This window comes from Kineosporia sp. R_H_3 (assembly GCF_002198675.1).
Classification (GTDB): Bacteria; Actinomycetota; Actinomycetes; order Actinomycetales; family Kineosporiaceae; genus R-H-3.
This window is the reverse complement of record NZ_MWLL01000054.1, coordinates 1-12,403: the sequence shown is the minus strand read 5'-3', so window position 1 is coordinate 12,403 and position 12,403 is coordinate 1. Positions and strand designations below refer to the sequence as shown.

At 76.1% G+C, this 12,403-nt stretch carries 11 protein-coding genes and 2 pseudogenes; 7 read left to right on the top strand and 6 right to left on the bottom strand.

Annotated features, from left to right (window positions below; translation table 11 throughout):
- Positions 1-261 precede the first annotated feature (261 nt).
- From ECOMGDLI_RS03320 to rho, 5 genes and pseudogenes are all read left to right on the top strand, one after another.
- Positions 262-1,581, top strand: a complete 1,320-nt coding sequence (locus ECOMGDLI_RS03320; protein WP_088313638.1) for a homoserine dehydrogenase — start codon at positions 262-264, stop codon at positions 1,579-1,581.
- A 131-nt stretch (positions 1,582-1,712) separates the two neighbouring features.
- Complete coding sequence (gene thrC, locus ECOMGDLI_RS03315) at positions 1,713-2,828, top strand: threonine synthase (RefSeq protein WP_088313635.1); 1,116 nt, start codon at positions 1,713-1,715, stop codon at positions 2,826-2,828.
- Between the two features lies 1 nt (position 2,829).
- Positions 2,830-3,828 (top strand): homoserine kinase, encoded by a 999-nt coding sequence (thrB, locus tag ECOMGDLI_RS03310; RefSeq protein ID WP_198954505.1) that lies wholly within the window; start codon positions 2,830-2,832, stop codon positions 3,826-3,828.
- A gap of 324 nt (positions 3,829-4,152) precedes the next feature.
- Positions 4,153-4,477, top strand: a pseudogene (locus tag ECOMGDLI_RS35245) (Rho termination factor N-terminal domain-containing protein); the annotation flags it as partial.
- 1 nt (position 4,478) lies between these two features.
- A partial coding sequence (rho, locus tag ECOMGDLI_RS03305) for a transcription termination factor Rho (protein ID WP_369812707.1) occupies positions 4,479-6,178 on the top strand: 1,700 nt, incomplete at its 5' end.
- Positions 6,179-6,273: 95 nt separating this feature from the next.
- On the opposite strand, the gene ECOMGDLI_RS03300 is transcribed toward rho, so the two are convergent.
- On the bottom strand, positions 6,274-6,591 hold the full coding sequence (locus ECOMGDLI_RS03300) for a hypothetical protein (protein ID WP_088313632.1): 318 nt from the start codon (positions 6,589-6,591) through the stop codon (positions 6,274-6,276).
- Positions 6,588-7,004, bottom strand: a complete 417-nt coding sequence (locus ECOMGDLI_RS03295) for a hypothetical protein (protein ID WP_088313628.1) — start codon at positions 7,002-7,004, stop codon at positions 6,588-6,590. Before ECOMGDLI_RS03295 ends, ECOMGDLI_RS03300 begins: the two co-directional genes overlap by 4 nt.
- A 194-nt stretch (positions 7,005-7,198) precedes the next feature.
- Between ECOMGDLI_RS03295 and ECOMGDLI_RS03290 the strand changes: the two genes are divergently transcribed.
- Both ECOMGDLI_RS03290 and ECOMGDLI_RS03285 read left to right on the top strand, forming a co-directional pair.
- Positions 7,199-7,939, top strand: a complete 741-nt coding sequence (locus tag ECOMGDLI_RS03290; protein WP_233153294.1) for a response regulator transcription factor — start codon at positions 7,199-7,201, stop codon at positions 7,937-7,939.
- A complete protein-coding gene (locus ECOMGDLI_RS03285) occupies positions 7,936-9,741 on the top strand; it encodes a sensor histidine kinase (RefSeq protein WP_088313623.1) in 1,806 nt (601 codons plus the stop codon). Before ECOMGDLI_RS03290 ends, ECOMGDLI_RS03285 begins: the two co-directional genes overlap by 4 nt.
- Here ECOMGDLI_RS03285 and ECOMGDLI_RS03280 read toward each other — a convergent pair.
- The 4 genes and pseudogenes from ECOMGDLI_RS03280 to ECOMGDLI_RS36640 form a co-directional block, all read right to left on the bottom strand.
- Positions 9,693-10,271 (bottom strand): hydrogenase maturation protease, encoded by a 579-nt coding sequence (locus tag ECOMGDLI_RS03280; RefSeq protein WP_088313620.1) that lies wholly within the window; start codon positions 10,269-10,271, stop codon positions 9,693-9,695. The genes ECOMGDLI_RS03285 and ECOMGDLI_RS03280 overlap by 49 nt on opposite strands.
- On the bottom strand, positions 10,237-11,040 hold the full coding sequence (gene cybH / locus ECOMGDLI_RS03275; protein ID WP_158220878.1) for a Ni/Fe-hydrogenase, b-type cytochrome subunit: 804 nt from the start codon (positions 11,038-11,040) through the stop codon (positions 10,237-10,239). The genes ECOMGDLI_RS03280 and cybH overlap by 35 nt, the downstream gene beginning before the upstream one ends.
- On the bottom strand, positions 11,037-11,639 hold the full coding sequence (locus ECOMGDLI_RS35770) for a nickel-dependent hydrogenase large subunit (protein ID WP_088313641.1): 603 nt from the start codon (positions 11,637-11,639) through the stop codon (positions 11,037-11,039). The genes cybH and ECOMGDLI_RS35770 overlap by 4 nt, the downstream gene beginning before the upstream one ends.
- A gap of 55 nt (positions 11,640-11,694) precedes the next feature.
- Positions 11,695-12,246, bottom strand: a pseudogene (locus tag ECOMGDLI_RS36640) (hypothetical protein); the annotation flags it as partial.
- Positions 12,247-12,403: the final 157 nt, after the last annotated feature.

The window sequence follows — 12,403 nt, the reverse complement described above, 5'->3', positions numbered from 1 at the left end:
TGCCAGGGTTGGGCCCGCCCCCGGCACGACCCGTGCGACTGCGGGCCCAACCCTGGCACAGCCGTCGTGGCGTGATCCACCCCGTCCGCTGCGGCGGGGCGTCCCGGCCGGGGGCCGGGGGCTGCGACACTGGACGCCGGGGCCGGTCCGCGGCACGTCCGCATCCTGAGACCAGGCGACCGCGCCCCGGACCGATGTGAGAGACAGACGAGGGGCCGGACGGCGAACACCCCGGCCCCGGGGCGAGGCGAGGAGAGGGTCGTGGAGCCGCTCAAGGTGGCGTTGCTCGGGTGCGGGGTCGTGGGCACCGAGGTCGCGCGCCTGCTGACGCAGCACGGTGAGGAGCTGGCCAAGCGGGTCGGCGCGCCGCTCGAGCTGTCCGGGATCGCCGTCCGCCGGCTCGGCCGCACGCGCGACCTGGCCGTCGACCCCGCCCTCTTCACGACGGACGCCACGGCGCTCGTCAAGGCCGCCGACGTCGTTGTCGAGGTCATCGGCGGCATCGAGCCGGCCCGCTCGCTCATCCTCGAGGCGATGGCCTCCGGCGCGGGGGTCGTCACCGCGAACAAGGCGCTGCTCGCCGAGGACGGGCCGACGCTCTACGCCGCCGCCGCCGAGCACGGCGTCGACCTCTACTTCGAGGCGGCCGTCGCCGGGGCGATCCCGCTGCTGCGCCCGCTGCGCGAGTCGCTCGCCGGCGACCGGGTGCGCCGCGTGCTCGGCATCGTCAACGGCACGACGAACTACGTGCTCGACAAGATGGACAGCACGGGGATGGGCTTCGCCGAGGCGGTCGCCCAGGCCCAGGAGCTCGGCTACGCCGAGGCCGACCCGACGGCCGACGTCGAGGCGTTCGACGCCGCCGCGAAGGCGGCGATCCTCGCCTCGCTCGCGTTCCACACCCGGGTCGGTGCGGCCGACGTCCACCGCGAGGGCATCACCTCCGTCTCGGCGGCGGACGTCGCGTCCGCCCGGGCGATGAACGCGGTCGTCAAGCTCCTCGCGATCTGCGAGCGCACCGGGGGCGGCCCGGACGGCACGCCCGAGGGCGTCTCGGTCCGCGTGCACCCGGCGATGATCCCGCTGAGCCACCCGCTCGCGAGCGTCCGCGAGGCCTACAACGCGGTGTTCGTCGAGGCCGAGGCGGCGGGCGAGCTGATGTTCTACGGCCGGGGCGCGGGCGGGCAGCCGACCGCGAGCGCCGTCCTCGGGGACGTCATCTCGGTGGCGCGCAACCGCGTCGCCGGCGGCCGCGGCCCGGGGGAGTCGGCCTACGCGGACCTGCCGGTGCGGCCGATGGGCGAGGTGCTCACGAGGTACCACATCAGCCTCGACGTGGCCGACCGCCCGGGCGTCCTCGCCCAGGTGGCCGCCGTCTTCGCGACGCACGGCGTCTCCATCGAGACGGTGCGCCAGCAGCAGCACCCCACCCGCGAGGACGGCGGGGGAGCCGGCCGGGCCGCGCTCGTCGTCGTCACGCACACCGCCCCGGACGCCGCGCTCACCGCGACGGTCGAGGCCCTCGCGGGCCTCGACATCGTCGAGGCGGTCGCCAGCGTCATGCGCGTCGAGGGCGACTGACCCACCGGGCCCGCGGGCACCCGCCCGACCCGGCCCCCAGCACCAGCACCAGCACCACGCCCCGGGCACCAGCACCGGGCAGCAGCAGCGAGCACCCGCCCCGCGGCGGGTCCCGACGAGGGAGCAGGCACGTGGCCCATCAGTGGCTCGGCGTCATCGAGGAGTACCGCGAGCGGCTGCCGGTCCCGCAGACGACGCCGGTCGTGACCCTGCGGGAGGGCGGTACGCCGCTGACCCGCGCGCACACGCTGTCGGAGCGCACCGGGTGCGAGGTCTGGGTCAAGTTCGAGGGCGCCAACCCCACCGGGTCCTTCAAGGACCGGGGGATGACGATGGCGATGAGCAAGGCCGCCGAGGCCGGTGCCAAGGTCGTCGTCTGCGCGTCGACCGGCAACACCTCGGCGTCGGCGGCGGCGTACGCGGCGGTCGCCGGGATGACGTGCGCGGTCCTCGTGCCAGACGGCAAGATCGCGATGGGCAAGCTGAGCCAGGCGGTCGCGCACGGCGCCAAGCTGCTCCAGGTCGACGGCAACTTCGACGACTGCCTCACCGTGGCCCGCAAGCTCGCCGACGCCTACCCCGTCGAGCTCGTGAACTCGGTCAACCCGGCCCGGATCGAGGGCCAGAAGACCGCCGCGTTCGAGGTCGTCGACCTGCTCGGGGACGCCCCCGACATCCACTGCCTGCCCGTCGGCAACGCGGGCAACATCACCGCCTACTGGAAGGGCTACGTCGAGTACGCCCGGCCCACCCAGGCGCCGAGCGACGCCCCCGGCGACCAGCCGCTGCCCGCCGTCGCGAGCCACCGGCCGCGGATGTGGGGCTTCCAGGCGGCGGGTGCCGCCCCGATCGTCCTGGGCCACCCGGTCGACCAGCCCGAGACGATCGCCACCGCGATCCGGATCGGCAACCCCGCCTCGTGGAAGCAGGCCGTGGCGGCCCGCGACGAGAGCGGTGGGCTCATCGACTCCGTGACGGACGAGGAGATCCTCGCCGCGCACCGGCTGCTCTCGTCGGCGGAGGGCGTCTTCGTCGAGCCCGCGTCGGCGGCGAGCGTCGCGGGGCTGCTGAAGGCTCACGCGGCCGGGCTCCTCGACCGCGGCCAGACGGTCGTGTGCACAGTGACCGGGCACGGCCTCAAGGACCCGCAGTGGGCGCTGCGCAACCCCGACGGCTCCTCGGTGGAGCCCGAGCGCGTCTCGGTCGACACCGTGAGCGTCGCGCGGGCCCTGGGGCTGGAGGGCTGAGGTGGGCGCACCGGTGCAGGCGGCCGACGCGACGGTCGTCGACGGCGTCGTCCTCGGTGTCCCCGTCACGGTCCGGGTGCCCGCCTCGAGCGCGAACCTCGGGCCCGGCTTCGACAGCCTCGGGCTGGCGCTCGAGGTCCACGACGTGGTGACCGTCGAGGCGCTGCCCGGCGGGCCGGACGACGGGCCGTCGGTCGAGGTGACCGTCGAGGGCGAAGGCGCCGGCTCGGTCCCGCTCGACGAGAGCCACCTGCTCGTCCGCCTGCTGCGCACCGGGCTGACGCACGCCGGCGCCGGCCGGCCGCGGCTGCGCGTGCACTGCCGCAACAGCGTCCCCCACGGCCGCGGGCTCGGCTCGTCGGCCGCGACGATCGTCGCGGGCCTGGTGGCGGCCCGCGGGCTGCTCGCCGACCGCTCGCTGCTCGACGACGCCGCGGTGCTCGCGCTCGCGACGGCGGCCGAGGGCCACCCGGACAACGCCGCGGCCTCGCTCTTCGGCGGTTTCACCGTCGCGTGGATGGACCCCTCGCCCGGCCGGACCGGCCTGCGGCGCGCGGGCGCCGTCCGGGTGCCGGTCGACCCGCGCGTGCGGGTCGCCGTCTGCGTACCCGACGTCGAGCTCGCGACGTCGCGGGCCCGCGCCATGCTCCCCGCCTCCGTGCCGCACGGGGACGCCGCCTTCAACGCGGGGCGCTCGGCGCTGCTCGTGGAGGCGCTGACCCGACGCCCGGACCTGCTGCTGCCCGCCACCGAGGACCGGCTGCACCAGCGCCAGCGGGCCGATGCCATGCCGCACACGTGGGCGCTCGTCGAGGCCGTCCGGGCCGCCGGCGGGGCCGCCGTGGTCTCGGGCGCCGGACCGTGCGTGCTCGTCCTCGGCGAGGGCGACGCGGCCCGGTCCGCCGTCGACGCCGCGCTCGGCGCGGAGGGCACCGGCGGCCCGCAGGCGTGGACCGTCCTGGAGCCGCCGATCGCCGCCGAGGGCGCCGAGCTCGCCTGATCCGGCCGGGGAACCCGCTGGTACGCAGCGTGTTCCGGCGATCGACGCACCGTCGCGCACGGCGCCGCGGAACGGGCGACGGTCACCCTCGGGTGACCGCGGGGGCCGGCGGACAGGCCCCGGGAGGGCGGTACTGCACCGACGCGTCCTGCGGTGTTACAGTGTGTGCGCAGCCGCGAGGAGGCTCGTACCACCCGAGCTCCCGCCGCTGATCCGCCGCGATCCAGCTGCCATCTCCTGCTGTTCGATGAGCAATGGCGCGCGCGTCAGAGGTACCTCGCCCCGGGAACCGGCCCGGGGATCGTCCCGCGGCCGTGACATCTCGTGCACGGCGACAAGGGGGAAGGACCCTACGTGACAGACACCACCGAGATCGCCGCTGAGTCGAGCCCGCGCGCAGCCCTTTCCGCGCTGCGGCTCCCCGAGCTCCAGGCGGTCGCCGCCCAGCTCGGGATCAGCGGCACGGCGCGCATGCGCAAGTCGGACCTGCTCGAGGCCATCAAGGCCAAGCAGGCCGGCAGCAGCGCGCCGAAGACCGCGGAGCCGGCCGCCCCGCGCGCCTCCCGGCGCTCCGCGGCCCCCGCGGGCCCGCCGTCCCAGCGCGTCGAGGCCACCGACGGCGGCTCCGAGCCCGCCGCGGCGACGACGGNCCCCGGCCGACGAGACGCGCACGGATGCGGCGTCCGACGAGACCGGCCAGCAGTCCCTGCCCGTCGACGGCGGCGAGCGCCGGCCGCGCCGGGAGCGCACCGACCGCCGCGACCGCGGCCAGGAGCGCGACGGCGGGGAGCGCCCCGTCCGTGAGCCCCAGGTGCGCGACGGGCAGACCCGTGACGGCCAGACCCGTGACGGCCAGACCCGTGACGGCCAGACCCGCGACGGCCAGACCCGCGACGGCCAGAACGGCGTCCAGAACCGCGACGGCCAGAACCGCGACGCCGGTGACCGTCAGCCGCGCGAGGTCGGCGACCGCCAGCCCCGCGACGCCGGCCAGACCCGCGACCAGAACGGCCAGCAGGCCCGCCTCGACCGCGGTCCCCGCACGACCGGCCCGCACGACGAGGACGACGACGAGCGCGGCGGCCGGCGCCGGCGCGGCCGCTACCGCGACCGCAAGCGTCGCCAGCGCGGCGACGAGGGCGGCCCCGTCGGCATGGACGAGCCGGAGGTCGGCGACGACGACGTGCTGCTGCCCGTCGCCGGCATCCTCGACGTCCTCGACAACTACGCGTTCCTGCGGACGTCGGGGTACCTGCCCGGCCCGAACGACGTGTACGTCTCGCTCGGCCAGGTCAAGAAGTACGCGCTGCGCAAGGGTGACGCCGTCGTCGGCGCCGTCCGGCAGCCGCGTGAGGGCGACAGCAGCGGCCAGCAGCAGGCGGGTCCGCGCAACCAGAAGTTCAACGCGCTCGTGCGGATCGACGCCGTCAACGGCGCGAGCCCGGACGAGGCGCGGGGCCGCCCGGAGTTCGGCAAGCTGACGCCGCTGTACCCGCAGGAGCGGCTGCGCCTGGAGACCGAGGCGAACCAGATCTCGAACCGGATCATCGACCTCGTCGCCCCCATCGGCAAGGGCCAGCGCGGGCTCATCGTCTCCCCGCCCAAGGCGGGCAAGACCCTGATCCTGCAGGCGATCGCCAACGCGATCACCGTGAACAACCCGGAGTGCCACCTCATGGTCGTCCTCGTGGACGAGCGCCCCGAGGAGGTCACGGACATGCAGCGCACGATCAAGGGCGAGGTCATCGCCTCGACCTTCGACCGGCCTGCGGACGACCACACGACGGTCGCCGAGCTCGCGATCGAGCGGGCGAAGCGGCTCGTCGAGCTCGGGCACGACGTCGTCGTCCTGCTCGACTCGATCACCCGCCTCGGGCGCGCCTACAACCTCGCCGCACCGGCGAGCGGGCGCATCCTCTCCGGCGGCGTCGACTCCTCGGCGCTCTACCCGCCGAAGCGGTTCTTCGGTGCGGCGCGCAACGTCGAGAACGGCGGCTCGCTGACGATCCTCGCCACCGCGCTCGTCGAGACCGGCTCCAAGATGGACGAGGTCATCTTCGAGGAGTTCAAGGGCACCGGGAACATGGAGCTGCGCCTGTCCCGCAACCTCGCGGACAAGCGGATCTTCCCCGCCGTCGACGTCAACGCCTCCGGCACGCGGCGTGAGGAGATCCTCATGTCGAAGGAGGAGCTCAGCGTCGTCTGGAAGCTCCGCCGGGTCATGGGGGCACTCGAGCCGCAGCAGGCGATCGAGCTGCTCCTCAACCGGGTCAAGGAGACCAAGAGCAACGTCGAGTTCCTCATGCAGGTGCAGAAGACGACGCCGGTCCCCGGCCGCGACGACGACTGACCCTCGGCACGACCGCACGACGGCCCGGACCCCGCAGCGGGGTCCGGGCCGTCGGCGTTCTCCCGGGCAGGCCGCCCCGCCCGCCCGGGGGTCGGTCAGGCCGGCGCGGTGCCGGCCGCGCCGACGAGGCGGCCGGTGCGGGCCCGGCGGCGGTCCGCCGCCCAGTGCCCGGCGGCGACGAGGGCGAAGCCCGCCGCCAGCACCCCGGCCGTGACGAGCCCGTAGGCGAGCGGGAACTCACCGGGCCGGAACGCGGGGTCGGCGGCGCCGCCGAGGGAGTCGAGCATGAGGTAGACGCCCTGGAAGACGAACGCCCACAGGTACGCGACGGCGTAGGCGACGTTCGCGGCGAGCCGGGACCGGACGAGGAACCCGAGCGGCGCGGCGAGCAGGACGGTGACGACGGCGATCATCGCTGCGCACCGGCCCGGGGCCCGGAGAGCATGAGGACGACGGCCACGATCGTCAGCACGGCCGCGACCGCCGAGACGACGCGGACCGCCGGCGGGAGGCCGTCGACGAAGAAGACCGGCAGCCCGAGCAGGAGCGACAGGACCCGGCTGCCCGCGGCCACCCGGACGGCGACCCGGGAGCGGCGCGCCCAGGCGAGCCCGACACCGACGAGCGTCGCCAGGCCGAAGAGCGCCCCGACGACGAGGACGACGAACGGCGGCCCGACCTCGCCGTCCGGGGTCGGCGCGGCGACGGAGGCGACGTCCGACAGCCCCAGCAGGACCGCCAGGACGAAGCCGACCCGCTGCCCGGTCGTGGGTGGTCCGAGGCGCTGCCCCGGCGCCGTCGGTGCGTTGGTGCCGATGTCGGTCATGGCTGCTCCTGCTGGTCGGTCGGTGCACGGCTGCACGGTGCACACCGTCTGGTGCCACGACCCTGCGGCCCGCCGCGACCGCCGGACCAGGGCGGATCATCCCGCCCGTTCCCGGGTGCGCTCCCGGTGCCGCCCGGCGGGTCGGGAGGATCCTCCCGGGCGCGACGGGCGCCCGCAACGGCACCATGGGGTCCGTGGACGAGACCCCGGGCCGTGGCGGCGTCGTGCGGGTCGTCGTCGTGGACGACCACCCCGTGGTGCGGCGCGGCCTCGCCGCGCTGCTCGGCACCCTCGACGGCGTCGAGGTCGTCGGCGAGGCGGTCGACGGGGCGTCCGCCGTCCGGGAGACCCAGCTCCTGCGGCCGGACGTCGTCCTCATGGACCTCGCGATGCCGGGCATGGACGGCGTCGAGGCGACCCGCCGGATCCGGGCCGCGGCACCGGGGACGGCGGTGCTCGTGCTCACGATGTTCGACGACGACGCGACGGTGACGACGGCGCTCGCGGCCGGGGCCCGCGGCTACCTGCTCAAGGGTGCCGAGCAGGAGGAGATCGCCCGGGCGATCGCGGCGGTCGTCGCGGGGGAGGCGATCCTCGGGGCGCCCGTGGCGCAGCGGATGCTCGGCCGCCTCGCCGGGGCTGCGCCCGGCCCGGCACCGGGCACGGCACCGGGCACGACGCCGCACCCGTCGTCCGGCCGGGCGCCCGGCACCGTGGAGGCACCGTCGCCGCTCGACCCGCTCACCGCCCGGGAGCGCGAGGTCCTCGACCTGCTCGCGGCCGGCCGCCGGACCGCCTCGATCGCTGCTGAGCTGCACCTGTCGCCGAAAACGGTGAGCAACAACCTCACCGCGGTCTTCGCCAAGCTGGGCGTCCCCGGCGCGCAGGAGGCCATCGTCCTCGCACGCGAGCACGGGCTGGGCCGGCGGCCGTGAGCGACGGCCTCGTCGCCGGGTCGCTCGTCCTGGCGCTGGCGTGCCTCGGGTGCGGCGCGGTCCTGCTCCACGCACGGGTCGCGGTCGTCAGCGCGGCGGCGCTCGTCGCGGCGGGGGCGGGCGGCGCGCTCGCGGTGCGGCTGCTCACCGGCGGGCACGACGTTCCGGGACAGGCCCTGGGCGTCCTCGCCGTGCTCGTCCTCGGCCCGTTCGCGCTCTGGGCCTACCCGCGGCCGCCGTCGTCCGTGGCCGGCCGGGCCGTGGCGGTGCTCGTCGTCGCTCCCGGCGTGTTCGCCGTCCCGCGCGCGGGCAGCGCCGACAGCGTCGCCGGCGCGGGGCTCTTCACGACGCTCGCCGTCGTCGGGTGGGTCTGGTGGCGGCTCGAGCGCGAACCTGCTGTCCGCGGCCCGGTGCTCTGGGGGAGCCTCGGCGTCGTCGTCCCCGGGCTGCTCGGGCTGCTGGTCCTGTTCCTCAACGACGGCCGGGACACCTGGGTCCCCGCGGCCGGTGCGGCGACGGCGCTCATGGCCGCCGCCCCGATGGCCCTCGTCGTCGGCGTGCTGCGCCCGGAGTCGGTGGACGTGCGCGGGCTCGTCGTCCGGGCCGCGGTCGGCGGGGTCGTCGCGAGCGGCTACGTGGCGGTCTTCGTCGGCGCGGACGCCGCGGCGGTGCTCGCCGGCGTGCGGATGACCGCGCCGGCCTACGCCGTGCTCGGTCTGGGGTGCGCCCTCGCGGTGCGCCCGTCGGCCGTCGTCCTCGGCCGGGTCCTCGACCGGCTGCTCTTCGGTGACCGGCCGGACCCGCTCGCCGCCGCGACCCGGGTCGCCGGCGGTCTGGGCGACGACCCCGTGCAGGCCCTCGACGTCGTCCGGGACGCCCTCGCGGTGCCGTGGGTGGCGCTGCTCGCGCACGACGGGACGGCGCTCGCCGCGAGCGGGTCGGCGGTGCCGTCGCGGTACGTCGTCCCGCTGCCGGCGACGGGCCCGGACGGCGCGGCGGACGCGGCCGGGACACCGTCCGCCGACCTCGTCGTCGGGCTTCGGCCGGGCGACCTCACGATGCCCGCCGCCGACCGCCGGGTGCTCGACCTCGTCGCCCCGCTGCTCGCCCAGATCCTGCGGGCCCGGGCGCTGACCGCCGCCGTGCAGGCCTCCCGCGGGCAGGTCGTCGCGGCCGTCGAGGACGAGCGCCGCAGGCTGCGCCGCGACCTCCACGACGAGCTCGGCCCCACGCTCACGGGCGTCGCGTTCACCGTCGACGCGGCGCGGAACACCCTGGCGCGCGACCCGGACGCCGCGGCGGGCCTGCTCGACGCGATCCGGGCGGACACCGTGGACGCGATCGCCCACGTGCGGCGAATCGTCTACGGCATGCGGCCGCCGGCGCTCGACGAGCTCGGGCTGCTCGGGGCGCTGCGCCAGCAGGCCCGCGGGCTGCGCCGCGCGGACGGCGCCCTCGTCGAGGTCCGGCTCGTCGCGGACGGCGGCCTGGACGGCCTGCCGGCGGCGGTCGAGGTCGCGGCGTACCGGATCGTCGTCGAGGCGCTGACGAACGTCGCGCGGCACACGGCGGCCACGGCGGTCGACGTGACGCTCACGGTGGCCGAGGGCGGGAACGGTTGCGACGCAACGGGTCCGGCGCTCGTCGTCGAGGTCGTCGACGACGGCGGCGCCGGGCCCGACTGGGTCTCGGGCGTCGGGCTGGCGTCCATGCGCGAGCGGGCCGCCGAGGTGCGGGGCACCTTCGAGGGCGGTCAGACCGGCGCCGGTGGCCGGGTGCTGGTGAGCCTGCCGCTCGGGTGACCCCCGGCCGCGGCGGGCGCGCCGTCCTCCGCGGCCCACCGCCGCAGGATCACCAGCGCCGCCTCGACGAGGGCGTCCATCGACGCCTCGACCGCGGGGGAGAGGCCGTAGCCGGTCTCCAGCACGGCCGGCACGATGCCGGCCGCGACGACGACGGGGGGGCAGCAGCCCGCGAACCGGGCGGCCGAGAGCGCCTCGGACACCCCGATCTGGTGCGCGGACATCGTCAGCTGCCGGGTGACCGGCACGTCGTCGCCCTCGAGGACGAGGACGTCGCCGGGCCGGCTGCCGGCGGAGAGCACCGCGTCGAGCAGGAGGACGCACCGCCGGTCCGCGAGCGTCGGGAGCAGGCCGAGGCCGAGCGTGCTGCCGTCGGCCACGGCGACGCCCTCGATGCCCTCGGCCGCAACACGTTCCGCGACCCGGGTGGCGGCGACGCAGCCGAGCCCTTCGTCGGTGAACAGCTCGTTGCCGACACCGAGCACGAGGAACGGCTCAGCGACGGCGACGGCGACGGCGGGCGGCGTCACGGTTCAGCTCCTCCTCGATCCGGCCGGTCGGCATCATCTTCCAGCCACCGACCATCGAGCTGATCTCGCCGCCGCGCTCGACGCGGTCGACGAGGGTCGCGGCGTAGACGTGGAAGACGACGAACGTCCACGTGAACCACATGACGAGGTGGTGCAGAAGCCGCACCTCGGGGACGGCGAGCACCTGGAACAGCCAGCCGGTCGCCGCCCACTCCCAGCCGTCGCGGTCGGTCACGGCGACGAGGGCGATCCCGGTGAGCGCCTGGACCGCGAGCATCCCGAACAGCCCGACGTACGCCAGGCCCGCCATCGGGTTGTGCCCGACGACCTCGGCGGGGTGTTTCTCGAGGAAGGCGTAGTACCGCACCGTGTGCCACAGCTGGGTGCGGCGCTCGCGCCAGACCGGGAGCAGCTGCGGCCAGCGCGCCCACGGGTTGCCGGCGAAGGCCAGGTAGAGGCGGCCGACGAGAACGGTGATGAGCAGCCACCCGGCGAGGACGTGGACGAACCGCACGGTCGCCATGAGCCCGCCGCCGTCACCGCCGAGGACGACCGGGTCGGCGATGTAGAACCCGGTGAGCGACAGGACGACGACGGTGCCGACGAGGGTCCAGTGCAGGAGCCGGATCCACGGCTGCCAGACCTTGACCGGGGTGACGCACTCGGTGCCGACGACGACCTCGCGGTTGGCCGCGGGCCGGCGGACCGACGGGTGCACCTCGGGGAGCGGTCCCGCGGGCGGCCCGGGGTCGGGGCGGACCTCGGTCACTGCACCCTCACCTCCACGACCGGCTGCCCGTCCGCGTCGAGGACGTGCGCGGCGCACGCCATGCACGGGTCGAACGAGTGCACGGTGCGCAGGATCTCCAGCGGACGCTTCGGGTCGGCGAGCGGCGTCCCGACGAGCGCGGCCTCGTACGCGCCGCGGTGCCCCGCGCCGTCCCGGGGCCCGGCGTTCCACGTCGTCGGGACGACGGCCTGGTAGTTCTCGATCTTCTCGTCACCGATGACGATCCAGTGCGACAGGCCGCCGCGCGGCGCCTCGTGGAAGCCCACGCCGCGGGCCGACCGCGGCCACGTCGAGGGGTCGAAGAGCTCGCTGTCGGCGATCCGCAGGTCGCCCGTGCCGATGTTGTCGCGGAGCGCGTCGAGCAGGGTCACCGCGTGCTCGGCGAGGACGACGGTCTCCAGCCCGCGGGCCAAGGTGCGGCCGAGCGTGGAGAACAGCGCCTGCGGACCGACGCCGAGGGTCTTCAGGCTGCTCTCGACGAGCGGGGTGAATCGATCGTCCTTGCGGCCGTAGGCGATCGCGACCCGGGCGAGCGGGCCGACCTCGACGGGGAGACCGTCGTACCGCGGGGACTTCAGCCACGCCCTGGACGACGTCCGCGACCGCGACGGCCTGCGTCGGGTTCGGGGCCGCCGCGGGCAGCCCGCCGTACGCCGAGCACGAGCCGACGTTGATGACCGCCGCCGCGCCCCTGACCGCCTCGGTGAGGATCTGCTCGGCGGACCGGCCGCCGATGACGCAGTAGCCGCCGCCGGCCCCGAGCGGGACCGACCCCTCGACGACGACGATCTGCCCGCCCCGGGCGATCGCCGCGGCCTTGGACGCCTCGGCCGCCTCGCCGGCCCCGGCCATGATCGTCTCCTGGTAGTCGACGGAGACGAGGTCGAGGATCACCTGGCTCACGCTCGGGTTGCGGGCCCGCAGGAACGACTCGGTGTCGCCCGTGCAGTCCTGGAACTCCAGCCACACCAGCGTCGGCCGCTCCCCGGACGTGACGGCCGCCTCCACCGCCTGCGCGATCTGCGGCCGCAGCGTCGCGGGGAGCGCCAGCAGCGCGGTGATGCGGGCGCTCCACGTGAGGAACGACCGTCTGCGGATGCCGAAGGCGGCGAGCGGGCCCGCCTCCGGCTCGGGGCAGGCCGGCGGCTCGGCCCGGGTCGGTCCTGGGACGGCAGCACCGGTCATGGTTCGGCTCCTTCGCGTCGGTGCGGTGCCGTCAGCGTCGTCGGCGCCCGTCCGGGCCCGGGGCGACCAACGTCCCCGCGGACGCGCGTGGCCCGACGGCGTCGGTGAACGGCCCTCCCCGTGCGACGGGCGGTCGCCCGGCGGGCGGGATCCGGGC

What these genes read in the sequence shown, in the direction of transcription:
- ECOMGDLI_RS03295 (WP_088313628.1), bottom strand. Translation starts at nt 7,004, where the DNA reads ATGACCGACATCGGCACCAACGCACCGACGGCGCCGGGGCAGCGCCTC.
- ECOMGDLI_RS03300 (WP_088313632.1), bottom strand. Translation starts at nt 6,591, where the DNA reads ATGATCGCCGTCGTCACCGTCCTGCTCGCCGCGCCGCTCGGGTTCCTC.